The sequence below is a fragment of the Gilliamella sp. Fer4-1 genome (genome assembly GCF_001690515.1).
GTDB classification, from domain to species: Bacteria; Pseudomonadota; Gammaproteobacteria; order Enterobacterales; family Orbaceae; genus Gilliamella; species Gilliamella apicola_C.
The window spans coordinates 15822-39664 of the sequence record NZ_LZGZ01000344.1 but is presented as its reverse complement, the minus strand read 5'-3'; the positions used below and the strand labels follow the sequence as shown (position 1 = coordinate 39664).

21 protein-coding genes are annotated in these 23843 nt (G+C 37.0%); all 21 read left to right on the top strand.

What is annotated here, in order from left to right; genetic code table 11:
- The first annotated feature begins 27 nt into the window (after window positions 1-27).
- The 21 genes from pgk (at window position 28) to plsX (ending at window position 23842) form a co-directional block, all read left to right on the top strand.
- Window positions 28-1191, top strand: coding sequence for a phosphoglycerate kinase (gene pgk / locus A9G30_RS11880; RefSeq protein WP_065583073.1), 1164 nt, complete (start codon window positions 28-30; stop codon window positions 1189-1191).
- Between the two features lie 74 nt (window positions 1192-1265).
- Entirely contained in the window at window positions 1266-2345 is a 1080-nt protein-coding gene (fbaA, locus tag A9G30_RS11875; RefSeq protein WP_065567422.1) for a class II fructose-bisphosphate aldolase, read from the top strand.
- Window positions 2346-2540: 195 nt separating this feature from the next.
- Window positions 2541-2969, top strand: coding sequence for a 50S ribosomal protein L11 (gene rplK, locus A9G30_RS11870; protein ID WP_065567423.1), 429 nt, complete (start codon window positions 2541-2543; stop codon window positions 2967-2969).
- A 3-nt stretch (window positions 2970-2972) separates the two neighbouring features.
- Complete coding sequence (rplA, locus tag A9G30_RS11865) at window positions 2973-3674, top strand: 50S ribosomal protein L1 (RefSeq protein ID WP_065589082.1); 702 nt, start codon at window positions 2973-2975, stop codon at window positions 3672-3674.
- Window positions 3675-3904: 230 nt separating this feature from the next.
- Complete coding sequence (gene rplJ, locus A9G30_RS11860) at window positions 3905-4402, top strand: 50S ribosomal protein L10 (RefSeq protein WP_065567425.1); 498 nt, start codon at window positions 3905-3907, stop codon at window positions 4400-4402.
- Window positions 4403-4461: 59 nt separating this feature from the next.
- Window positions 4462-4830: a 50S ribosomal protein L7/L12 gene (rplL, locus tag A9G30_RS11855; protein ID WP_065567426.1), complete on the top strand. Its 369-nt coding sequence runs from the start codon at window positions 4462-4464 to the stop codon at window positions 4828-4830.
- Between the two features lie 246 nt (window positions 4831-5076).
- Entirely contained in the window at window positions 5077-9105 is a 4029-nt protein-coding gene (gene rpoB / locus A9G30_RS11850; protein ID WP_065589081.1) for a DNA-directed RNA polymerase subunit beta, read from the top strand.
- A gap of 88 nt (window positions 9106-9193) precedes the next feature.
- Window positions 9194-13411, top strand: a complete 4218-nt coding sequence (gene rpoC / locus A9G30_RS11845; RefSeq protein WP_065589080.1) for a DNA-directed RNA polymerase subunit beta' — start codon at window positions 9194-9196, stop codon at window positions 13409-13411.
- An 86-nt stretch (window positions 13412-13497) separates the two neighbouring features.
- Complete coding sequence (locus A9G30_RS11840; protein ID WP_065583077.1) at window positions 13498-13809, top strand: antibiotic biosynthesis monooxygenase family protein; 312 nt, start codon at window positions 13498-13500, stop codon at window positions 13807-13809.
- A gap of 549 nt (window positions 13810-14358) precedes the next feature.
- Window positions 14359-14688 (top strand): hypothetical protein, encoded by a 330-nt coding sequence (locus A9G30_RS11835; RefSeq protein ID WP_065579901.1) that lies wholly within the window; start codon window positions 14359-14361, stop codon window positions 14686-14688.
- Window positions 14689-14734: 46 nt separating this feature from the next.
- Entirely contained in the window at window positions 14735-15103 is a 369-nt protein-coding gene (locus A9G30_RS11830) for an SFCGS family glycine-rich protein (protein WP_065567431.1), read from the top strand.
- A gap of 13 nt (window positions 15104-15116) precedes the next feature.
- Window positions 15117-15413 carry a DUF4312 family protein gene (locus tag A9G30_RS11825; RefSeq protein ID WP_065589083.1) on the top strand — a complete coding sequence of 99 codons (297 nt, stop codon included), beginning with the start codon at window positions 15117-15119 and terminating at the stop codon, window positions 15411-15413.
- Window positions 15414-15433: 20 nt separating this feature from the next.
- Entirely contained in the window at window positions 15434-16186 is a 753-nt protein-coding gene (locus A9G30_RS11820) for a DUF4311 domain-containing protein (RefSeq protein ID WP_065567432.1), read from the top strand.
- A gap of 15 nt (window positions 16187-16201) precedes the next feature.
- The gene (locus tag A9G30_RS11815; protein WP_065567433.1) at window positions 16202-16855 is read left to right on the top strand and encodes a DUF4310 family protein; all 654 of its coding nucleotides are present in this window, start codon (window positions 16202-16204) and stop codon (window positions 16853-16855) included.
- Between the two features lie 50 nt (window positions 16856-16905).
- Window positions 16906-18060 (top strand): amidohydrolase/deacetylase family metallohydrolase, encoded by a 1155-nt coding sequence (locus A9G30_RS11810; RefSeq protein ID WP_065589079.1) that lies wholly within the window; start codon window positions 16906-16908, stop codon window positions 18058-18060.
- Window positions 18038-19177 (top strand): DgaE family pyridoxal phosphate-dependent ammonia lyase, encoded by a 1140-nt coding sequence (locus A9G30_RS11805; RefSeq protein ID WP_065589078.1) that lies wholly within the window; start codon window positions 18038-18040, stop codon window positions 19175-19177. Before A9G30_RS11810 ends, A9G30_RS11805 begins: the two co-directional genes overlap by 23 nt.
- Window positions 19177-19917 (top strand): 2-dehydro-3-deoxy-phosphogluconate aldolase, encoded by a 741-nt coding sequence (gene dagF / locus A9G30_RS11800; protein ID WP_065589077.1) that lies wholly within the window; start codon window positions 19177-19179, stop codon window positions 19915-19917. Before A9G30_RS11805 ends, dagF begins: the two co-directional genes overlap by 1 nt.
- A 3-nt stretch (window positions 19918-19920) precedes the next feature.
- Complete coding sequence (locus A9G30_RS11795; RefSeq protein WP_065589076.1) at window positions 19921-21840, top strand: BglG family transcription antiterminator; 1920 nt, start codon at window positions 19921-19923, stop codon at window positions 21838-21840.
- Window positions 21841-22076: 236 nt separating this feature from the next.
- Complete coding sequence (gene yceD, locus A9G30_RS11790; protein WP_065567438.1) at window positions 22077-22586, top strand: 23S rRNA accumulation protein YceD; 510 nt, start codon at window positions 22077-22079, stop codon at window positions 22584-22586.
- A 4-nt stretch (window positions 22587-22590) separates the two neighbouring features.
- Entirely contained in the window at window positions 22591-22758 is a 168-nt protein-coding gene (rpmF, locus tag A9G30_RS11785) for a 50S ribosomal protein L32 (RefSeq protein WP_025316508.1), read from the top strand.
- Between the two features lie 37 nt (window positions 22759-22795).
- A complete protein-coding gene (gene plsX, locus A9G30_RS11780) occupies window positions 22796-23842 on the top strand; it encodes a phosphate acyltransferase PlsX (protein WP_065589075.1) in 1047 nt (348 codons plus the stop codon).
- The last annotated feature ends 1 nt before the right edge of the window (window position 23843 follow it).

Sequence of the window (23843 nt, the reverse complement as noted above, 5' to 3'; positions counted from 1 at the left end):
TTATTATATTTTATAAGAGGAAATCTCATGTCTATTATTAGAATGCAAGATCTTGATCTAAAAGGAAAACGCTTATTTATTCGCTCAGATCTTAATGTGCCGGTTAAAAATGGTAAGGTAACTTCAGATGCGCGTATTAAAGCATCACTACCTACTATTGAAGATGCCATTAAAAAAGGTGCTAAAGTAATGGTTACCTCTCATATTGGCCGTCCAACAGAAGGCGAATATAACCCAGAATTCTCTTTACAACCTGTTGTTGATTATTTAAAAGAACATGTGTCATTCCCTGTCCGTTTAGTCAAAGACTATCTTGATGGCGTTGATGTAAAAGAAGGCGAATTAGTTGTTCTAGAAAATGTTCGTTTCAATGTAGGTGAAGGTAAAGATGACGAAACTTTATCTAAAAAATATGCAGCGCTTTGTGATATCTATGTAATGGATGCATTTGGCACTGCTCACCGTGCCCAAGCCTCAACTCATGGTGCAGGTAAATTTGCGCCAGTTGCTTGTGCTGGTCCATTATTAGCCGCTGAACTTGATGCTTTAGGTAAAGCACTTGATAATCCTGCAAGACCAATGGTTGCAATTGTTGCTGGATCAAAAGTATCAACTAAGTTAACCGTACTTGATTCATTATCAAAAATTGCTGATCAAATTATTGTTGGTGGCGGTATCGCAAATACATTTATTGCAGCTGAAGGTTATAATGTTGGTAAATCACTTTATGAAGCCGATTTAATTCCTGAAGCGAAAAAATTAATGGCAAATTGTGAAATTCCAGTACCTACTGATGTACGAGTTGCAACAGAGTTTAGTGAGACTGCAACTGCAACTGAAAAATCAGTAAAAGACGTTAAAGAAAACGAACAAATTCTTGATTTAGGCGATAAATCAGCTGAAGTATTAGCAGATATTATCAAGAACGCTAAAACCATTTTATGGAATGGTCCTGTGGGTGTTTTTGAATTCCCAAATTTCCGCCGTGGCACTGAAATTGTTGCGAAAGCAATTGCAGATAGCGAAGGTTTCTCAATTGCTGGTGGTGGTGATACTTTAGCTGCAATTGATTTATTTGGCATTGAAGATAAAATTTCTTATATTTCAACTGGTGGTGGCGCTTTCCTTGAGTTTGTTGAAGGTAAAAAACTTCCTGCTGTTGCAATGCTAGAAGCTAGAGCAAAAGCATAATATAGATTCAGTGAAAAGGATGAGATAATTACTCATCCTTTACTTTTTATATAAATAAATTTATAGGTAATAAAATGGCTACAAAGATTTCTGATGTTGTTAAACCTGGTGTTGTAACTGGTGACGATGTTCAAAAAGTATTTCAAGTTGCACGTGAAAATAATTTTGCATTACCAGCTGTGAACTGTGTTGATACTAATACCATCAATGCAGTAATTGAAACAGCCGCTAAAGTGGGCTCACCTGTTATTGTACAGTTTTCTAATGGTGGTGCTCAGTTTATCGCGGGTAAAGGGTTAAAACTGGAAGGGCAAGAGTGCGCTGTTTTAGGAGCGATCTCTGGTGCTAAACATGTTCACCTTATGGCTGAAAAATATGGTGTGCCTGTTATTGTACACACTGATCATTGTGCTAAAAAATTACTTCCATGGGTTGATGGATTACTTGATGCAGGTGAAACACATTTTGCTAAAACAGGTAAACCATTATTTTCATCTCATATGATAGATCTTTCAGAAGAGTCATTAAAAGATAACATTGATATTTGTTGTCAATACCTTGCTCGCATGTCAGCAATGAAAATGACTTTAGAGTTAGAATTAGGTTGTACTGGTGGTGAAGAAGATGGTGTTGATAATAGCCATATGGATAGTTCGGCACTCTATACTCAACCAGAAGATGTGGCTTATGCTTACGAACGTTTAAGTGCAATCAGCCCACGTTTTACTATTGCCGCGTCATTTGGTAATGTACATGGTGTTTATAAGCCAGGTAATGTGAAATTAACGCCAAAAATTTTAGATAATTCACAAAAATATGTATCAGAGAAGTTTAACTTACCTGAAAAATCATTAAACTTTGTGTTCCATGGCGGATCTGGTTCTACACCAGAAGAAATTGCTGAAGCAGTGAGTTATGGTGTCATTAAAATGAATATTGATACAGATACTCAATGGGCTAACTGGGCAGGTGTGTTGAATTACTACAAAGCCAATGAAGCTTACTTACAAGGGCAATTAGGCAATCCTGAAGGTGCTGATGCGCCAAATAAAAAATACTACGACCCTCGCGTATGGTTACGTAAAGGTCAAGACTCTTTAGTTGCTCGTTTAGAGCTTGCGTTTAAAGAGCTTAACGCAGTTAACGTACTTTAAATTTATTGTTATTTCATTTAGTTGTAACTTAAAAGCAAGGTGTTTACCTTGCTTTGGTTATTTCTTTTTAAATAAATCTTGTAATTTTATCCGAGTTGTAGGATAATTTTGCCCTCATTTAACTTAGGGGAGCTGTCTATTTATTAATAGTTATTATTAATAGAGGCGTTTGCACCCGAGCACAGGAAACTAAAAATGGCAAAAAAAGTACAAGCTTACATCAAGTTGCAAGTTGCAGCTGGTGCAGCAAATCCTAGTCCGCCAGTTGGTCCAGCACTTGGTCAACATGGCGTTAATATCATGGAATTCTGTAAAGCATTTAATGCAAAAACAGAAAGCATGGAAAAAGGTTTACCAATTCCAGTTGTAATTACGGTATATTCTGACCGCTCATTTACTTTTGTTACGAAAACGCCTCCAGCAGCTGTTTTATTAAAGAAAGCGGCTAAAATCAAGTCAGGTTCTGGCGAACCTAACAAGAAGAAAGTAGGTAAAGTAACGAGCGCGCAAATTCGCGAAATCGCAGAATTAAAAGCAGCTGATATGAATGGTGCTACCATTGAATCGATGATGAGTTCTATTGAAGGAACTGCACGTTCAATGGGCTTGGAAGTGGAGGGTTAATCAATGGCTAAATTATCTAAGAAAGCTAAACTTATCCGCGAAAAAGTGAACGCAACTAAACAATATGACATTAACGAAGCTATTGCCTTATTAAAAGAATTAGCTACTGCTAAATTTACAGAAAGTGTTGACGTAGCTGTAAATTTAGGTATCGATTCACGTAAATCAGACCAAAATGTTCGCGGTGCAATTGTGCTTCCACATGGCACAGGACGTAGTGTGCGCGTTGCTGTATTTACTCAAGGAGCAAATGCAGAAGCAGCGAAAGAAGCTGGTGCTGAATTAGTCGGTATGGATGATCTAGCTGATCAAATCAAAAAAGGTGAAATGGACTTTGATGTTGTTATTGCATCGCCTGACGCTATGCGTGTAGTTGGTCAATTAGGTCAAATTTTAGGGCCTCGTGGTTTAATGCCAAACCCTAAAGTTGGCACTGTAACTCCTAACGTTGCTGAAGCTGTAAAAAATGCTAAGGCTGGTCAGATTCGTTACCGTAATGATAAAAATGGTATTATCCATACAACTATCGGTAAAGCTGATTTTGATGCAGATAAGCTTAAAGAAAATTTAGAAGCATTACTTGTTGCTTTAAAACGTGCAAAACCAGCATCTTCGAAAGGTGTATTTATTAAAAAAGTTAGCCTTTCTACTACAATGGGTGCAGGTGTTGCAATTGATCAAGCAACATTAAATGCAAACGTTTAATTAATTTAATAATTAAACAAAAAGATCGGTTGGTGTCTGGCCTTAACCAGACCCCGTCCAAGACCGTAGGTGTAGTTGAGTTTTGACTACTTAATTTTCCTACGTAGACGGTGACAGAGCCTGATAAGATATAATAGAGGGATTCTGCTCATCGTGGTTGTGCTAGCTACATATTGTAGTTAGTTAAAATAAGTCTAGGCTTTGCCTAGTATAATCCAGGAGCAATACCAATGGCACTAAATCTTCAAAATAAACAAGAAATTGTTGCTGAAGTTAATGAAATCGCCAAAGGTGCGCTATCTGCAGTTGTTGCTGATTCTCGTGGCGTAACTGTAGAAAAAATGACTGCATTACGTAAATCTGCTCGCGAAGCGGGTGTTTATATGCGTGTTGTTCGTAATACGCTATTACGCCGTGTTGTTGAGGGCACTCAATACGAGTGTTTGAAAGATACGTTTGTTGGTCCAACTCTAATTGCGTTTTCAAGTGAGCACCCAGGTGCTGCAGCGCGTATTTTTAAGGCGTTTGCAAAGGAAAATGACAAATTTGAGATAAAAGCCGCAGCCTTTGAAGGTGAGTTAATTACTGCAGCGAATATTGATCGCTTAGCAACATTACCTACTTATGAAGAAGCATTAGCTCGCTTGATGTCAACCATGAAAGAAGCCGCAGCTGGCAAATTGGTTCGTACTCTTGCAGCGGTTCGCGATCAAAAAGAAGCAGCTTAATTAGCAGCTTGATTGTGAATTTTATTAATTAAAAAAATGTAAATTTAGGAAACTATATTATGTCTATCACTAAAGAACAAATTTTAGATGCAGTTGCTGAAATGTCTGTTATGGACGTTGTTGAACTTGTATCAATGATGGAAGAAAAATTTGGTGTTTCTGCAGCAGCAGCTGTAGCTGTAGCCGCAGCGGGTCCTGCTGAAGCAGCAGAAGAAAAAACTGAATTTGATGTAATCTTAAAAGATGTTGGTGCTAACAAAGTTGCTGTTATCAAAGCAGTTCGTGGTGCAACTGGTTTAGGCTTAAAAGAAGCTAAAGATCTTGTTGAATCAGCTCCAGCAACTGTTAAAGAAGCTGTTAGTAAAGCTGATGCCGATGAGCTTAAAAAGGCACTTGAAGAATCTGGTGCGGTTGTCGAACTTAAATAAGTTTATCGATAACACAGCAAATGGCTGGGGGTTTTATACCTCCAGCCTTTTTGCGCTATAATAAGTTAAAGAATTTTATTTGAAGATTATCAATAAAAGTAATAAAGAAATAGTATATTTATTAAGCCTAATCAATTGATATTTATAGATATTTTCGATGAGGTGTCAGGTGCCATCAGTTAGCGATAGTAATCCTGATGAATATTTAATCATGCTAGAATAGCAGATAAGCAAGTTGAGGAACTAATGGTTTACTCTTATACCGAGAAAAAGCGAATTCGTAAGAATTTTGGTAAGCGTCCACAAGTCTTGGATATACCGTATCTTCTTTCTATTCAACTTGATTCGTTCCAGAAATTTATTGAGCAAGATCCAGAAGGCCAATATGGCTTAGAAGCCGCATTTCGTTCAATATTTCCGATAAAAAGTTATAGCGGTAACGCTGAGTTGCAATACGTGAGCTTTAAGATGGGCGAACCTGTGTTTGATGTTAAAGAATGTCAAATTAGAGGGATCACTTACTCAGCACCGTTGCGTGTAAAATTACGTTTAGTGATTTATGATAAAGATGCGCCAGAAGGAACAGTTAAAGATATTAAAGAGCAAGACGTCTACATGGGCGAAATTCCTTTGATGACGGACAATGGTACATTTGTGATCAACGGCACAGAGCGTGTAATCGTATCGCAATTGCATCGTAGTCCTGGTGTGTTCTTTGATAGTGATAAAGGTAAAACACACTCTTCTGGTAAAGTTCTATACAATGCTCGGATTATTCCTTATCGTGGCTCTTGGCTTGATTTTGAATTTGATCCAAAAGATAATCTTTTCGCTCGTATTGACCGTCGCCGTAAGCTTCCAGCAACAATTATTTTACGTGCGTTAGGTTTTGAAACGGAAGAAATTTTAGACATTTTCTTTGAGAAAACCATTTTTGAAGTTGGTAAATCTAAGTTAAAAATGGATCTTGTTCCAGAGCGTTTACGGGGCGACACAGCACTATTTGATATTGAATCAAAAGGTAAAATTTATGTTGAAAAAGGTCGTCGTATTACTGCTCGTCACATTCGTGAGTTAGAAAAAGATAATGTTAGTAAAATTGATGTACCTGTTGAATATATCGTTAATAAAGTTCTTGCTAAAAATTATGTTGATGAAGCAACGGGCGAGATAATTGCTTTTGCTAATACTCCAATCTCGCTAGAGTTATTACTTCAATTAACCAATGCGGGATATAAAAGAATAGAAACCTTGTTCACTAATGATTTAGATCATGGTGCATTTATTTCTGAAACATTAAATGTTGATTCAACGCGTGACCGATTAGGTGCGTTAGTTGAAATTTATCGCATGATGCGCCCTGGTGAGCCGCCAACAAAAGAAGCAGCTGAAGCATTATTTGATAATTTATTCTTCTCTGACGAGCGCTATGATTTATCTGCTGTTGGTCGTATGAAGTTTAATCGTTCTTTAGGTCGCGATGACATTGAAGGCGAAAGCGTTTTAACGAAAGATGATATCGTTGACGTGATGAAAAAATTGATTGCTATTCGAAATGGTCACGGTGAAGTTGATGATATTGACCATTTAGGCAATCGTCGTATTCGTAGCGTTGGTGAAATGGCAGAAAACCAATTCCGTATTGGTTTAGTTCGTGTTGAGCGAGCAGTGAAAGAGCGCTTATCTCTAGGTGATCTCGATTCGCTCATGCCACAAGATATGATTAATGCGAAACCAATTTCAGCTGCGATTCGTGAATTTTTTGGCTCTAGTCAGCTATCGCAGTTTATGGATCAAAATAACCCATTATCTGAAATTACGCACAAACGCCGAATATCTGCATTAGGTCCAGGCGGTTTAACTCGTGAACGAGCAGGGTTTGAAGTGCGTGACGTGCATCCAACGCATTATGGTCGTGTTTGCCCGATTGAAACACCGGAAGGTCCAAATATCGGTTTGATTAATTCATTAGCGGTTTATGCGCGGACTAATGAGTATGGTTTCTTAGAAACGCCGTATCGTCGAGTTATTGATGGCATCGTAACTGATGAAATTAATTATCTATCAGCGATTGATGAAAGTGAATTTGTGATTGCTCAGGCAAACTCAAACCTTGATGAAGATGGTCGCTTTAAAGAAGATTTAGTGACATGTCGTTTAAATGGTGAATCAGGTTTATATAGTCCTGAACAAGTTCATTATATGGACGTATCAACTCAACAAATCGTATCAGTTGGTGCTTCATTAATTCCATTCCTTGAGCATGACGATGCGAACCGTGCCTTAATGGGTGCGAACATGCAACGTCAAGCAGTACCTACGTTAAAAGCGGAAAAACCGTTTGTTGGAACTGGTATGGAACGTGCTGTAGCGGTTGACTCTGGTGTAACAGCAGTGGCTCGCCGTGGTGGTACAGTGCAATATGTAGACGCATCACGTATTGTCGTTAATGTTAACGCTGATGAGATATACGCTGGTGAAACAGGTATTGATATTTATAACTTAACTAAATATACCCGTTCAAACCAAAATACTTGTATTAATCAAATTCCATGTGTGGAATTAGGTGAGAAAGTTGAACGTGGCGATGTACTTGCCGATGGTCCATCTACTGACTTAGGTGAATTAGCATTAGGTCAAAACATGCGTGTGGCATTTATGCCATGGAATGGTTATAACTTTGAGGATTCTATTTTAGTCTCTGAAAAAGTAGTACAAGATGATCGTTTCACATCTATTCATATTCAAGAATTATCTTGTGTCTCTCGAGATACAAAGTTAGGTGCAGAAGAAATTACCGCTGATATTCCAAATGTGGGTGAAGCTGCATTATCTAAACTTGATGAGTCAGGTATTGTTTATATTGGTGCTGAAGTCCAAGGTGGCGATATTCTGGTTGGTAAAGTAACGCCTAAAGGTGAAACACAATTAACCCCAGAAGAAAAATTACTGCGTGCCATATTCGGCGAAAAAGCATCCGATGTTAAAGATACTTCGTTACGTGTGCCAAATGGTGTTTCAGGCACAGTTATTGATGTTCAAGTGTTTACTCGCGATGGTGTACAAAAAGATAAACGTGCACTTGAAATTGAAGAAATGCAACTTAAACAAGCAAGAAAAGACTTAACTGAAGAGCTTAAAATCTTAGAAGCTGCGCTATTTGCTCGTATTCGTGATGTGCTTATTTCTGGTGGCATCAAAGCAGATAAATTAGATGCTTTACCTCGTGAAAAATGGTTGACAATTGGTATAGCTAACGAAGATAAGCAAGCTCAATTAGAACAACTTGCTGAGCAACATGAAGAAATCAAAGCTGAATTTAATAAAAAGCTAGAAGCTAAACGCATGAAGATCACTCAAGGCGATGATTTACAGCCAGGAGTGCTTAAAATTGTTAAAGTTTACTTGGCGGTTAAACGTCAAATTCAGCCTGGTGATAAGATGGCAGGTCGTCATGGTAACAAAGGGGTTATCTCTAAAATTAATCCAATTGAAGACATGCCATATGATGACAAGGGTCGCCCAGTTGATATTGTATTAAATCCACTAGGTGTTCCATCTCGTATGAATATCGGACAAATACTAGAAACTCACTTGGGTATGGCTGCTAAAGGTATTGGTCAGAAGATCGACACTATGCTAAAAGAGCAGCAAGAATTAGCTAAATTACGTGAATTTATCCAAAAAGCGTACGATCTTGGTTTAGGCGCTGCACAAAAAGTGAATGTAGCCGAATTTACGGATCAAGAAGTTATGACGCTTGCACAAAACTTACGTAATGGTATGCCACTTGCAACACCTGTGTTTGATGGTGCTAAAGAGCAAGAAATTAAAGCACTACTTGATTTAGGCGATTTACCAACATCTGGTCAAATTACCTTGTACGATGGACGTACAGGTGAGCAATTCGAACGTCCGGTAACAGTGGGTTACATGTATATGCTGAAATTGAATCACTTAGTTGATGACAAAATGCATGCTCGTTCTACTGGTTCATACAGTTTAGTTACTCAGCAACCATTAGGTGGTAAAGCTCAATTTGGTGGTCAACGTTTTGGTGAGATGGAAGTATGGGCACTTGAAGCATATGGTGCAGCTTATACCTTACAAGAAATGTTAACTGTCAAATCAGATGACGTAAATGGTCGTACGAAGATGTATAAAAATATTGTAGATGGTGATCATCGTATGGAGCCTGCGATCCCTGAATCATTTAATGTACTATTAAAAGAGATTCGTTCGCTAGGTATCAATATCGAGTTAGATGAAGAGTAATTTGCTAACTTAAATGATTTCTATTTATAGGGATAACTTATTAGCGATAATAAGTTATCTAATTGGTTTAACTCCATAGGAGTCAATTGTGAAAGACTTACTAAAGTTTCTAAAAGCACAAACAAAAACAGAAGATTTTGATGCTATTAAGATAGGCCTTGCCTCTCCTGATATGATTCGCTCATGGTCTTTTGGTGAAGTTAAAAAGCCTGAAACAATCAACTACCGTACGTTCAAACCAGAACGTGATGGATTGTTTTGCGCACGTATTTTTGGACCAGTAAAAGATTATGAATGTTTATGTGGAAAATATAAACGTTTAAAACACCGTGGTGTGATTTGTGAAAAATGTGGTGTGGAAGTGACTCAAGCTAAAGTGCGCCGTGAGCGCATGGGGCATATTGAGCTTGCATCACCAACTGCGCACATTTGGTTTTTAAAATCATTACCATCTCGTATCGGTTTATTACTTGATATGCCACTACGTGATATTGAGCGCGTACTTTATTTTGAATCATTTATGGTTCTTGATGGTGGCATGACAAATCTTGACCGTGGGCAAATTTTAACGGAAGAACAATATTTAGATGCGTTAGAAGAGTTCGGTGATGAATTTGATGCGCGCATGGGTGCAGAAGCGATTCAAGAATTATTACGTAATATTGATGTGCAAGCAGAATGTGAAGCGTTACGTGATGAACTTGCTACCACTAATTCTGAAACTAAACGTAAAAAACTGACGAAACGTATTAAAATTATTGAAGCATTTATTCAATCAGAAAATAAACCTGAATGGATGATTCTAAACGTATTACCAGTGTTACCACCAGATTTGCGCCCATTGGTACCACTTGACGGTGGACGTTTTGCAACGTCAGATTTAAATGATCTTTACCGTCGAGTTATTAACCGTAATAATCGTTTAAAACGCTTATTAGATTTAGCCGCACCAGATATCATTGTCCGTAACGAAAAACGGATGTTACAAGAATCAGTCGACGCATTATTAGATAATGGTCGTCGTGGTCGTGCTATTACCGGTTCAAATAAACGTCCACTGAAGTCTCTTGCTGATATGATTAAAGGTAAGCAAGGTCGTTTCCGTCAAAACTTGTTAGGTAAGCGTGTTGACTATTCTGGTCGTTCGGTTATTACTGTAGGTCCTTACTTACATTTGCATCAATGTGGCTTACCGAAAAAAATGGCACTTGAATTATTCAAACCATTTATTTACGGAAAATTAGAGCGTCGCGGTTATGCAACAACCATTAAAGCAGCGAAAAAAATGGTTGAACGTGAAGATGCGGTTGTTTGGGATATTTTAGATGAAGTTATCCGAGAACATCCAGTATTACTAAACCGTGCACCTACATTACATAGATTAGGTATTCAAGCATTTGAACCGATTCTAATTGAAGGTAAAGCGATTCAATTACATCCATTAGTCTGTGCAGCATTTAATGCGGACTTCGATGGTGACCAAATGGCGGTTCACGTTCCATTAACGTTAGAAGCACAATTAGAAGCTCGTGCGTTAATGATGTCAACTAACAATATTCTTTCGCCAGCAAGTGGTGAGCCTATTATTGTTCCTTCTCAGGATGTGGTTTTAGGTCTTTACTATATGACTCGTGATAAAGTCAATGCTAAAGGCGAAGGGATGATTTTAACAGGGCCTAAAGAAGCTGAAAAACTATATCGTTTAGGTTTAGTTGAATTGCACGCTAAAGTTAAAGTTCGTATTACTGAAAGCCAACATAATAGTGTGGGTGAGTGGGAAGATACCACTTCGGTTGTTGATACAACTGTTGGTCGTGCGATCTTATGGTTAATTATGCCAAAAGGAATGAGTTTCTCTGTTATTAATCAACCACTTGGTAAAAAAGCAATCTCTAAAATTTTAAATATCTGTTATCGCCAATTAGGCATGAAAGATACAGTTATTTTAGCTGACCAAATTATGTACACAGGGTTTGCCTACGCTGCGCGTTCTGGTGTATCGGTTGGTATTGATGATATGGAAATTCCAGCGAAGAAATCGCAAATCATCAATGAGGCTGAAATTGAAGTTGCTGAGATTCAAGAACAGTTCCAATCAGGTTTAGTAACGGCAGGTGAACGTTATAACAAAGTTATTGATATTTGGGCAGCAGCCAATGAACGCGTTGCTAAAGCCATGATGGATAACTTATCAACTGAAAAAGTGATTAACTGTAAAGGTGAAGAAGAAGTTCAGTCTTCTTTCAATAGTATTTATATGATGGCCGACTCTGGTGCGCGTGGTTCTGCTGCACAGATTCGTCAGCTTGCTGGTATGCGTGGTTTGATGGCAAAACCAGATGGCTCAATTATTGAAACACCAATTACAGCAAATTTCCGTGAAGGATTAAACGTACTTCAGTACTTTATTTCGACCCATGGTGCGCGTAAAGGTCTTGCCGATACCGCATTAAAAACAGCGAACTCAGGTTATTTAACGCGCCGTTTAGTTGATGTTGCACAAGATTTAGTGGTTATCGAAGATGACTGTGGCACTTTAGAAGGTGTGGTGATGACGCCAGTTATCGAAGGTGGCGATGTTAAAGAGCCACTTCGTGAACGTGTTTTAGGCCGTGTTACTGCTGAAGATGTGTTAAAACCAGGCAGTGCAGATATCTTAATTCCGCGCAACACGTTACTTGATGAAAGTAAATGTGACTTACTTGAAGCTGAATCTGTAGATAGTGTTAAAGTCCGTTCTGTTGTTTCGTGTGATACTGACTTTGGTGTTTGTGCAAAATGCTATGGTCGTGATTTAGCCCGTGGTCACTTGGTCAATAAAGGTGAAGCAATCGGTGTTATTGCTGCACAATCAATCGGTGAACCAGGTACACAGTTAACCATGCGTACGTTCCATATCGGTGGTGCGGCATCGCGAGCAGCAGCGGAATCAAGTGTCCAAGTTAAAAACAAAGGTAGTATTAAATTAACTAATGCTAAATTTGTAACTAACCCAGACAAGAAATTGGTTATTACTTCGCGTAATGCCGAGCTAACCATTATTGATGATTTAGGTCGAATGAAAGAAACTTATAAAGTTCCTTATGGTTCGATTTTAAGCAAAGGTAATGGCGAGGCAGTTGACGCAGGTGAAACTGTTGCTAACTGGGATCCACATACAATGCCTGTTATCTCTGAGACTAAAGGGTATATTCGTTTTGTGGATATGATTGATGGTCAAACTATTACTCGTCAAACTGACGAATTAACAGGTTTATCATCTATTGCGATATTAGATGTAGCTGAACGTACTGGTGTAGGTAAAGATCTGCGCCCAGCAATTAAAATTGTTGATGCTAAAGGTGATGATATCTATTTGGCTGGTACAGAAATGCTTGCTCAATATTTCTTACCAGGTAAAGCATTAGTCCAGTTGGAAGATGGTGCTGAAATTAATATTGGTGACACACTTGCTCGTATTCCTCAAGCATCTGTTGGTACCAAAGATATTACCGGTGGTTTACCACGCGTTGCTGATTTATTTGAAGCACGTAAACCAAAAGAGTCTGCTATCTTGGCTGAAATTGATGGTATTATTTCATTTGGTAAAGAAACAAAAGGTAAACGTCGCTTAATTATCACGCCATTGGATGGTAGTGAACCATACGAAGAGATGATTCCAAAATGGCGTCAACTTAACGTGTTTGAAGGTGAACAAGTTGGGCGTGGTGATGTGATTTCGGATGGTCCTGAATCAGCGCATGATATTCTGCGTTTACGTGGTGTTAATGCGGTGACACGTTATATTGTTAACGAAGTTCAAGAAGTTTATCGTCTGCAAGGTGTAAAAATCAATGATAAACATATTGAAGTTATCGTACGACAAATGTTACGTAAGGCAACAGTTATTCATCCAGGTGGTTCTCGTCTGCTTGAAGGTGAACAGCTTGAAGTTTCTCGCTTGAAGATTATTAATCGTGAACTTGAAGCACAAGGCAAAGAGCCGATTGTTTACTTGCATGACTTGCTTGGTATTACTAAAGCATCATTGACGACTGAATCGTTTATTTCTGCTGCTTCGTTCCAAGAAACGACTCGTGTATTAACTGAAGCTGCGGTGGCAGGTAAGAATGATGAACTGCGTGGCTTAAAAGAAAACGTTATTGTTGGTCGATTAATTCCAGCAGGTACTGGTTATGCTTACCATAAAGAACGTTTACGTAAACGCGCAATGCCATCAGTCGATGAGGTTCCAGCAACCATTTCAGCAGAAGAAGCAACAGCTAACTTAGCTGAATTGTTAAATTCTGCCGAAGAGAATCAATAATTTTTTTAACTCAATTTACAAATAGCACGCATGGCGTGCTATTTTTTTATATGATGTTTAATTTAGAAATGTAAAAGGAGATAAGGATGTATATTGTAATGAACCGTTTTAAAATTAAACGAGGTAGTGAAGATGCTTTTATTGAAATATGGCGCAACCGCGATAGCCATTTGAAAGAAATGAAAGGGTTTAATCGTTTTTACTTTTTACAAGGAAAAACAGAAGAAGATTACACGTTGTTTTCTTCATTTGTTGAGTGGGATTCAAAAGATGATTTTGATGCTTGGGTAAACTCACCACATTTCAAGCATACACACCGTAACATAGATAATAGACCAAATAATAAAGATATTTATTTCGACTCGGCACAACTAGAATGTTTTGAAGTTATTTTATAAACCAAAAAACAGTTATGGTCGCCAGTAATAATAACGATAGAGTCTTATGATAAGCAGAAAGCTTTATGAGCAATGACAAATAAGGGTGGAATCTGTTTTTTTATAGTTGTCATTATTTTCATTCTACAGGCGTTGCAAGCCAACATTCTAGCTACAGATAATGCTATTTTACACAGAGCGTTACACATTAAAACAGTGTAATAATAGACTAAAAGTTATTCAGGAAAGCGATTGATTTTATTGAATTTTTTATTTTTAAGCAAGTAAGGTTTCAACTTGCTTGCGTTATGAAATTTCAGATTTACCTTTCTTCAGTGTCTAAAAAACAAATCTTATTATATTTTTTATGATCTAGTTCACAAAATTGAATATCAAGATTCGCAAATGATCCACCATATAAAATAGCAATCCCTTTTGATTATTGTGTTTAACTAACTTGGTAACAAATTTCCTCTTTCTGAAGGAAAAACTCTCTATCCACATTCAAACACGTTTGTTTTACGCTTAAACCGTCCAATCTAAAATAACAATAAGAGAAATGTATTAGCTATGACCCAAATCAAATTTAGAATGTTTGAAGACAATCTTGAACCAGAGCTAGTTACCCAACAAACCATTAACATTATCAACAGTTGGTTAGTACAGCATCAAATTATACAAAATGATGTTCAAAAAGCGATGTTATTTTCACATGTAAAAGCGATGGTTGAAAGGGCTAAAACATTAGAAAAACTACCTGAAATCGATCCTGCATTGTTTGATGAACTTTCAGAAGAATCGTTAGAGCTGGCACGAAAGACGGTAGCGTTATTTGATAATTTACCAATAGAAGAGGCATATTTATTGGCAGTTCATTATGAAGTTGCTAAAGCAAATTAAACGATTACTAGACAACTAAAAAACAATAATTAATAGGAGAAATGTTATGGCAGAGGTGGTCATTGTTATCGGCGATAGAATGGGAAAAGGGCAAAAAATTGCCACGGGAATTGATTCAGTAGCAGGTTGCCGTGCAATTGTTATTCCTGGTATGGCTGCAGATATGAAATTAGGTGATGTAATGAATAAGGAAAATGCCGATTTAGGGCTTTCTTTCTGTGGTAGTGGTGGGGCAGGTGCTATTACGGCACAAAATAAATATGGTTACCCACAGCGTCATGGTATGCGTTCAATTGAAGAAGGTGAAACGGCTATCAATGAAGGGTGTAAAGTCCTTGGTTTTGGGTTTATGGATACGGAAGAATTAGGACTGCGTATTGCAAAAGCATTTCTGAAAAAATACCCACGTTCATAATCGAAAAATGAATATGAAAAAACAAGAACAGATACTTGTGAGAGTAAAAGGTCATGGTGATTCTAAGCAACGAACATTTTCTAATGCTTTAAGTCAGGTTCAGAAAGAAGTATTGAAAAATACTAATAACATTCTGTTGCGTATAGAGCCGATTGATATTCAAGTGGTATCAGCAATAGAAAAGATAGTAATGGAACGTTTTTTATTTATTTTTTTACCAAGAAAAAAGACATTTTATGAAATCACCCTTGATGTATCTGTTAATGTAACTTTTATTGATTTAAATGATATTGAATTTACTTCTAGATAACATAACGTAAAAGGAAAGTTATGGAAATTTTAATTATTGCATTTAAGTCTATTATTATCGGTGGACTTTGTGGTTTTGGGGTTGGCGTTGGGGCTGCTAGAATGTTCCATGCGCCAACGTATCAAGGAATGGGGGCATTTCGTACATTGGGGGAGCTTAACTCATGCGAAGGCGATCCTACTGCGCACTTTTCATTTGGTTTAGGATTCTTTTTTAATGCATGGGCATCATCAGTTGCAGCAGGCTCTTTTACTCAAGATGTCGATCATAGAATCATTCCCAATTGGGGCGCTTCTTTATTGATGATAAAAAATCGTAATCTTGACGAAACCTTACACGATCCTAAAAAAATGGCTTTTGCATGCGCATTTGTTGGTATGGTTGTTGTGTTGTTTTTAAATACGACAACTTCAGTGATTCCTGATTCGCTAAAAATTACCGCAACTAAAGTTCTGGTTCCTGCTGCAAACTTGCTAGTTGCAACTGTTATGCCAGTTATTTTCTGGTTAGCCGCATTAGATGCTGGGCGCCGTAGTGGTTTTTGGGGCACATTGTTTGGAGGGCTTGCGCAGTTAATTATGGGGAATGCTGTACCTGGGCTGGTATTAGGGATATTGATTGGGAAAGGTGTTGATGATAGTGGCTGGAATCGTGTGATGAAAATCATGCTGGTGTCTGTCATTATTCTATTTGTTATGAGTGGGTATTTTCGTGGTTTTGATATGAAGATGATAAATTCATTTAGAGACGGTTTATCTTATTGGTTTAAATAATACAGGGAACATGTTATGAACACACAAACAACGATCAATAAAAGTTTTTGGTATGCTGATTGGTCATTCCCTATTATCTGTGGATTATTGTCTGCTGGTATTTTTGCTGGAACGCATACTTTCTATGTATATGGTATTGGTGCCTTTAACGAAATTGCTTTCGTTGCCATGCTTAAATCAGGAATGACTACGGGGGATTATGGTGCAGTTGCGGCTTTTGGGGCTAGCTTTTTATTTGCTCGAGTTATTGAAGGCTCATTAGTGGGTATATTGGATATCGGTGGCGCATTGCAAACCGGTATTGGGCTTGGTATACCTGCATTATTGCTAGCGGGAGGTTATACATTACCTGTTGAAAATTTCTTTGTTGCATTAATAACGGGGTTGGTTTTGGGGATCCTAACGGGTTTAATCATTATTCTGATCCGTAAATTTACGGTTAATGGTGGTTCTGGTTCAACATTTGGTGCCGATGTTATGATGGGGGCGGGCAATGCTTCTGGGCGTTTTCTTGGCCCAATGATTATTTTATCTGCTATGGTCGCTTCCATCCCTATTGGTATTGGTTCTTTATTGGGAGCACTGCTTTTTTATGTATGGAAAAAACCGATCACCGGTGGGGCTATTTTAGGCGCAATGATTTTTGGCGGTGTATTCCCAATCCTATAATATTAATTACTCTCTATAATTTATTCAATTGTAGAGAAGAGTGAAAAATTATGTATGATTTAATTATCAAAAATGCCAAACAGATTGATGAGTCAGTAACCGATATTGCTATTGCTAATGGTAAGATAGTTGCGATGGCTAGTTCTATTATAGGGCAATCTAAACGTGTACTGGATCTAAAAAATAAACATTATATTAGTGCTGGGTGGATTGATTCACACACGCATTGTTTTGCGCGATCCCCCCTCTATCATGATGAGCCAGATTTGATTGGTGTAAAGGCGGGTGTCACCGCTGTTGTTGATGCTGGTAGTGTTGGCGCTATTAATGTTGATGAGTTTTATCAATTAGCTCAGCAAGCAAGTACACATGTTTACTCTTTTTTAAATATTTCTAAAATTGGTTTATTAAGACAAAGTGAGCTCGCCGATATGCAGGATATTGACGCGCCGTTATTTGATGAAGCATTAGCTAAATATCCTAATTTTATTATTGGCATCAAAGTACGAATGAGTGGTAGCGTCGTGGGTAGAAATGGCATTTTACCATTAGTTAAAGCCAAAGAAATGCAAAAAAAGAGCGGTTTGCCTCTAATGATTCATGTTGGTAATAATCCTCCTGAGCTCGATGAAATTGCCGATTTATTAACTAAAGGTGACATTATTACACATTGTTTTAATGGTAAACCCAATCAAATCTTTGATAAACAAAATCAATTGCGTGGTTCAATCAAAAGAGCAATCGAACGTGGAGTGATATTAGATATCGGCCATGGTGGTGAAAGTTTTAGTTTTTCAGTAGCAGAACGTGCTAAATGCTTGGGTATTTACCCCAATACGATTAGCTCTGATATTTACTCTAAGAACCGTCTACATGGTCCAGTTTTTAGCTTGGCTAATGTGATGACGAAGTTTATTTGTCTTGGTTATAGCCGAAAAAGAATTATTGATAGTGTGACACAAAATGCGGCTCAAATTTTGCATATTAGAAATAAAGGTGTTTTATCGGCTGGTTATGATGCAGATTTGACCATTTTTGATATTAAACGGCAAACTATTTCATTATTAGATTCTGAAGGCGAAGTTAGGCAAAGTGATGAACAGTTTGTTCCTTTAGCATCTATTGTCGCTGATACGGGAAAGCATTTGATACGCATTGAACTAACAGAGGAAGGTAGTAAAAATGAGCTCAGAATCTCCAACTAAAAAAGATATTTATAATAAATATCACTTAAAAAAGGTAATTAATGCGTCAGGAAGAATGACCATTTTAGGTGTATCAACTCCAAGATCTGAAGTGATTGATACGGTATCATGTGGGCTAAATGAATATTTTGAAATTAAGGATTTAGTAGATAAAACAGGCCAATATATTGCGCAATTGCTCAATGTTGAAAATGCCGTGGTAGTATCGTGCGCTTCCGCTGGTATTGTTCAAGCGGTTGCAGGCTTGATTACCAAAGATGATCATGACTTATTATTTAATTTGCATTCATCTGATAAATATGTTCCTCGTGAAATTATTGTCCCTAAAGGCCATAATGTTAATTTTGGTGCACCAATTGGGACAATGGTTTCTTTAGGTGGTGGGATTATGGTTGAAGCAGGCTATGCAAATGAGTGTAAACCTGAACATATCGAATCACTAATTAATCCAGATACTGTTGCGATTTTATATGTTAAATCACATCATTGTGTACAAAAAAACATGTTGTCGGTCGCGCAAACAGCTGCTATTGCTAGAAAATATGATATCTCATTGATTGTTGATGCAGCGGCGGAAGAAGATTTACAAACTTATTATCAACAAGGGGCTGATTTAGTGATTTACAGTGGCGCTAAAGCAATTGAAGGGCCAACCAGTGGTTTAGTCATTGGGCGTCATCAAGCGGTTGAATGGTTAAAATTACAGTCACAAGGTATTGGGCGGCCAATGAAGATAGGCAAAGAAGGTATTTTAGGATTAACAAAAGCTATTGAGCTTTATGTTACCGATCCACAATCAGAAACAGGACAACAGATGGTTGCTAAGATGACCCCATTTATTGAAAGTCTAAATACACTTAAAGGTATATCGGCTAAAGTGGTTTGGGATGGAGCTGGGCGTGATATTGCACGAGCCGAAATAGCATTTGATGCAAGTGTAATAGGTAAAACCGCAGTCGAGATAATTGAACTGATGAAACAAGGTGAGATTGCAGTATATTTTAGAGAATATAAAGCCAATGAAGGCAAAGTTGATGCTGATGTGCGTAGTGTGACATCAACACAACTCGACATTATTTACCAAAAAATTAAAAATATTACTCAAGGAGCACAATAATGCAACTGACTCCAAATTATTATAATGATCGTGTTTGTTTAAATGTATTAGCGAATTCAATTGATAATGCGAAGGCGATTTATGAGGCAGCACAAACTTATGTTGTTGTTGGCATTTTATCTAAAAATTACGCCAATAATGAAGCAGCAATTGCTGATATGAAAAAGTATGCAGTAGCCATTGATAATGCTATTTCAATAGGACTTGGTGCTGGTGATCCTAATCAGTCAATGATGGTTTCTGAAATATCAGCTATACTCCAACCACAACATATTAACCAAGTGTTTACAGGGGTTGCAACCAGTCGAGCTTTGCTAGGGCAAAAAGAATCTATCATTAATGGATTAGTTTCGCCAACGGGAAAAGTTGGCTTAGTCAATATTGCAACAGGTCCGCTAAGCTCAAAATCTCCAGCTGCAATTGTTCCTGTTGAAACGGCTATTGCTTTATTAAAAGACATGGGTGGTAGCTCAATAAAATACTTTCCTATGGGTGGGCTAAAACATAAAGATGAATTTGCGTATGTAGCTAAATGTTGCGCTGAACATGATTTCTATCTTGAACCAACTGGTAGCATTGATCTAGATAATTATGAAACAGTTTTAAAAATTGCCTTAGATGCAGGTGTGAAGAAAATTATCCCACACATCTATAGTTCTATTATTGATAAAGCAACAGGCGCAACGCGCACTAATGATGTCAAACAACTTTTAGCTATCACACAAAAGCTTGTAGGATAAATAATGTCATCTAAAGTGCTATTCTCTTCTCAGCGATTAGCGTATTTATTTGATACCATAAAAAATGAAACGCTGCCACAACAAGAGTTAGCGAATCGTTTTTCGGTTTCTACTCGCACTATTCGCACTGATATTTCAGCACTTAATGGTATTTTAAGCGATTATGGAGCACAAGTTGATTATACCAAAAATATTGGATATCAACTTGTGGTAACCGATCCCATTCTTTATGCAACATTGCCTATCACTCAGGCAATTGAGCGCATCCCCCGAACAAGTAGAGAAAGAGTTTTGGCTTTATTGATTGCTTTTTTAACGCAATCTAATTCAGTAAAATTGGATGATATTGCTGGGAAATGGTTTTTAAGCCGTAGCACGTTGCAAAATGATGTTATTGAGGTTAAACAATATTTAGATAAATACAATTTATTAATCGAAAATCGTCCTTATTATGGTATGCGGTTAGTTGGTGATGAGTTATCAATTCGTACCTGTTTAACCGATATTTTATGGCAACGGCATATGGCTGAAGATTTCATTATGGTTAATAGACTACGTAAAACAGTTTTAAATGATATCGATTTAGAGTATCTTGAAAAAATTCTTCAAAATCAACTTGAACGTTTTGAGCTAAAATTAAATGCTGAAGGGCAAGGATATCTACTTTATAGCTGTGCGGTTTCAATTACTCGAATTAATCAAGGGCATGAGTTACTTGAATATGATGTAGATCAAATTAATACTACTGTTATCAGCGCAGTGACTCAAATCTCTGAAGATGTTTCCTATTTCCTAGGCAGTGTGCTTTCCGATGCGGAATTTAATTATTTATGTGCTCAGGTTATTTCTAGAACGGTTATGGAATCGCCAAATCAGGCACAAAGCTTAGCAATGGTTAAACATATATTATCTTATATTAATGATACGTATCATTATAATTTATTAGAAGATAAGAAGCTAAACCAAGATATATTAATACATATTTCATCAATGTTATCTAGGATTAAATATCAAATTCGTACAACTAACCCTTTATTACATGAAATAAAAAAGTATTATCCTTTTGCTTATGATATTACGCTGTCTGCTCTTGCTAATACCGAAAAGTATACTGGAGCAAAAATGACAGAAGATGAAATTAGCTACTTAGCGGTACATATCGGTGTAGCATTAGAGCGTAATTATAGCGCTGGGCATGAAAGATGTGCGCAAATTTTACTTGTTAGCGAGCTTGGTAACGCAGCTTTGCGTATGATTGAGGCAAAAATTAAAAGGGATTTTCCTCATATTAAAATAAATCGCACACTTTCTTATCGAGAGTATGAACAGCTTTCCAATATTGAAGAAGATTTTGTTGTTTCAACTGTTCGTTTAACAAAAAAAAATAAACAAGTAGTTAAAATTGCACCATTTCCTACATCTTATCAGCTTGAACAATTGGGACGATTGGCAATGATAGATAGAAAGATGCCTTATATTATTGAGCGTTTTTTTAGTGAAAAATTTTTTCTAATTATTAACCAACCCATGACCCAAGAGGAACTTTTTAACAAAGTTTGCAAAAAACTTGAACAAATGGGGTATGTTGATGTTGATTTTTACCCTTCTGTTATTGAGCGAGAGGCAATTGTTTCTACGCTATTGGGTGAAAATATTGCTATTCCTCACTCTGTTGGGTTGCTGGCTAAAAAGACGATAGTAACTACCATATTTGCTCCACAGGGGATCGTGTGGGATAAAAATCAAGTTGCCTATGTTATTTTTTTATTGGCAATTAGTAAAAATGAATATGAAGATGCAATGCGTATTTATAATTTATTTGTTAACTTTGTCAAAGAAAAATCTACTAAGCGTTTATTAGATAGCAAAACATTTAATGATTTTCGTGCAATTGTCAAAGATAGCTTTGGTCGATTGTCATAATATAATGTCTGATTAGTTTATTTATTGTTTTTGTCTTAAATCGTGTTTTTAGCAAAAATTTTCTAAAAATAAAAAAATATTCAGAATAAATATTAAGGTAATAATCAATAGCTAAAACAAATTATCTTGCTTATGCCCATTGACGAAACCATGATTTAAAGGTAATATGCACGCCTTATGGCATTGTGTAGTTTTTAGCTACGCTAAATAAATTTTTAAGGTAGTATGCATATCTTATGCAAAATAGATTACCATTAACTATTGACCCGATTAAAGCAGCACAAAAACGACTTGATTATACTGGATATTATCCACTTCAAGCGATAAAGAGGGTTGAAAATCCAAAAAGTGATATCGCCTGTAGTTTATCTTTCCATTATGATGAACAAAAGCTTTGTGTTATCGCTATTGATGCAAAAATGACGTTAGAACAAACTTGTCAACGTTGTTTTGAACCTTTTGTCACTGAAGTTCATGTGATGAATAAATTTAGTCCTGTTAAGAGCGATGCTCAAGCAGAGGCACTACCGGAACATTATGAGCCCGTTCTGATGAACGAGTTTGGCGAAGTAGATATATTAACGTTACTTGAGGACGAAATTATTCTCTCGCTACCGATTGCGCCGGTACATGATAGTAAACACTGCGAAGTGTCAGAGGCAGATATGGTATTTGGTGAAATTCCAACTGAGAATGAAAAAACAAATCCATTTGCAATTTTAGTTAGTTTAAAGAATAAGGGGTAAATCCATGGCTGTTCAACAGAATCGTAAAACTCGCGCAAAACGTGGTATGCGTCGTTCTCATGATGCATTAACTGTTGCTAATATCTCAGTTGATGAATCAGGTAAAACACATTTACGTCATCACGTAACCGCTGATGGTTATTATCGTGGTCGTAAAGTGATTTCTAAATAATTACTTAGTAATTATTTAGAAATTCTCAGGTGACATTTTGGATAATCTAACCATTGCGTTAGATGCTATGAGCGGGGACTTCGGTCCTCGTGTTGTTGTTCCTGCTGCAATACATGCACTGAATTGTTATCCAAATCTATCTATCTTTCTGGTGGGATGCTCAACAGAAATCAATCTTTTTTTGCCTAAAGAAAAAGCAAAATTAATTACTCAATATCAACAAGAAGGTCGGTTAATATTAACGGAGTCGACCACAGTTATTGCCAATGATATGAGGCCTTCTTATGCAATTCGTCATAGTCAAGGCTCCTCTATGAGAATGGCGCTTGAACTAGTTAAAGATAATAAAGCTCAAGCATGTGTAAGTGCGGGTAATACTGGCGCATTAATGGGATTGTCAAAACTATTATTACGTTCATTAACTGGTATAGATCGCCCAGCACTTGTTGCCACAGTTCCTGCATTAAATAATCAAAATACCGTAGTATTGGATTTAGGCGCTAATGCAGAGTGCGATAGCAATATGTTAGTGCAGTTTGCGATAATGGGCGAAATTTTAGCTAAAACAGTACTTAATATTGACCATCCCCGTGTCGCGTTACTTAATATTGGTGAAGAAGATAGTAAAGGTTTGGATAAGATTCGTTTAGCGTCTTCTATTTTAAAATCAAATAACCAAATGAATTATATTGGCTATTTAGAAGGTAACGAACTTTTAACAGGTAAAACAGATGTGCTTGTTTGTGATGGTTTTGTGGGTAATGTAACGTTAAAAACAGTCGAAGGTTTAATAAAAATTTTTATGTCTTCGTTTAAATTATCCCTATCTCATCATTCATTATTAATGAAATTATTAAGTAAATGGCTACAAAGAAAGATCGCGAAAAATTTTGGTTATTTAGATCCTGGAAGATATAATGGAGCTTGCTTGCTTGGACTTCGAAGTATTGTGATTAAAAGTCACGGTAGTGCCAATCAAAAATCATTTTATGCAGCAATAGAACAAGCTATTTTGGCTATACAAACAAATATACCAGAGAAGATTGCAATGAGTCTTTCTTCCGCACTACCCAAGAGCGAATAAT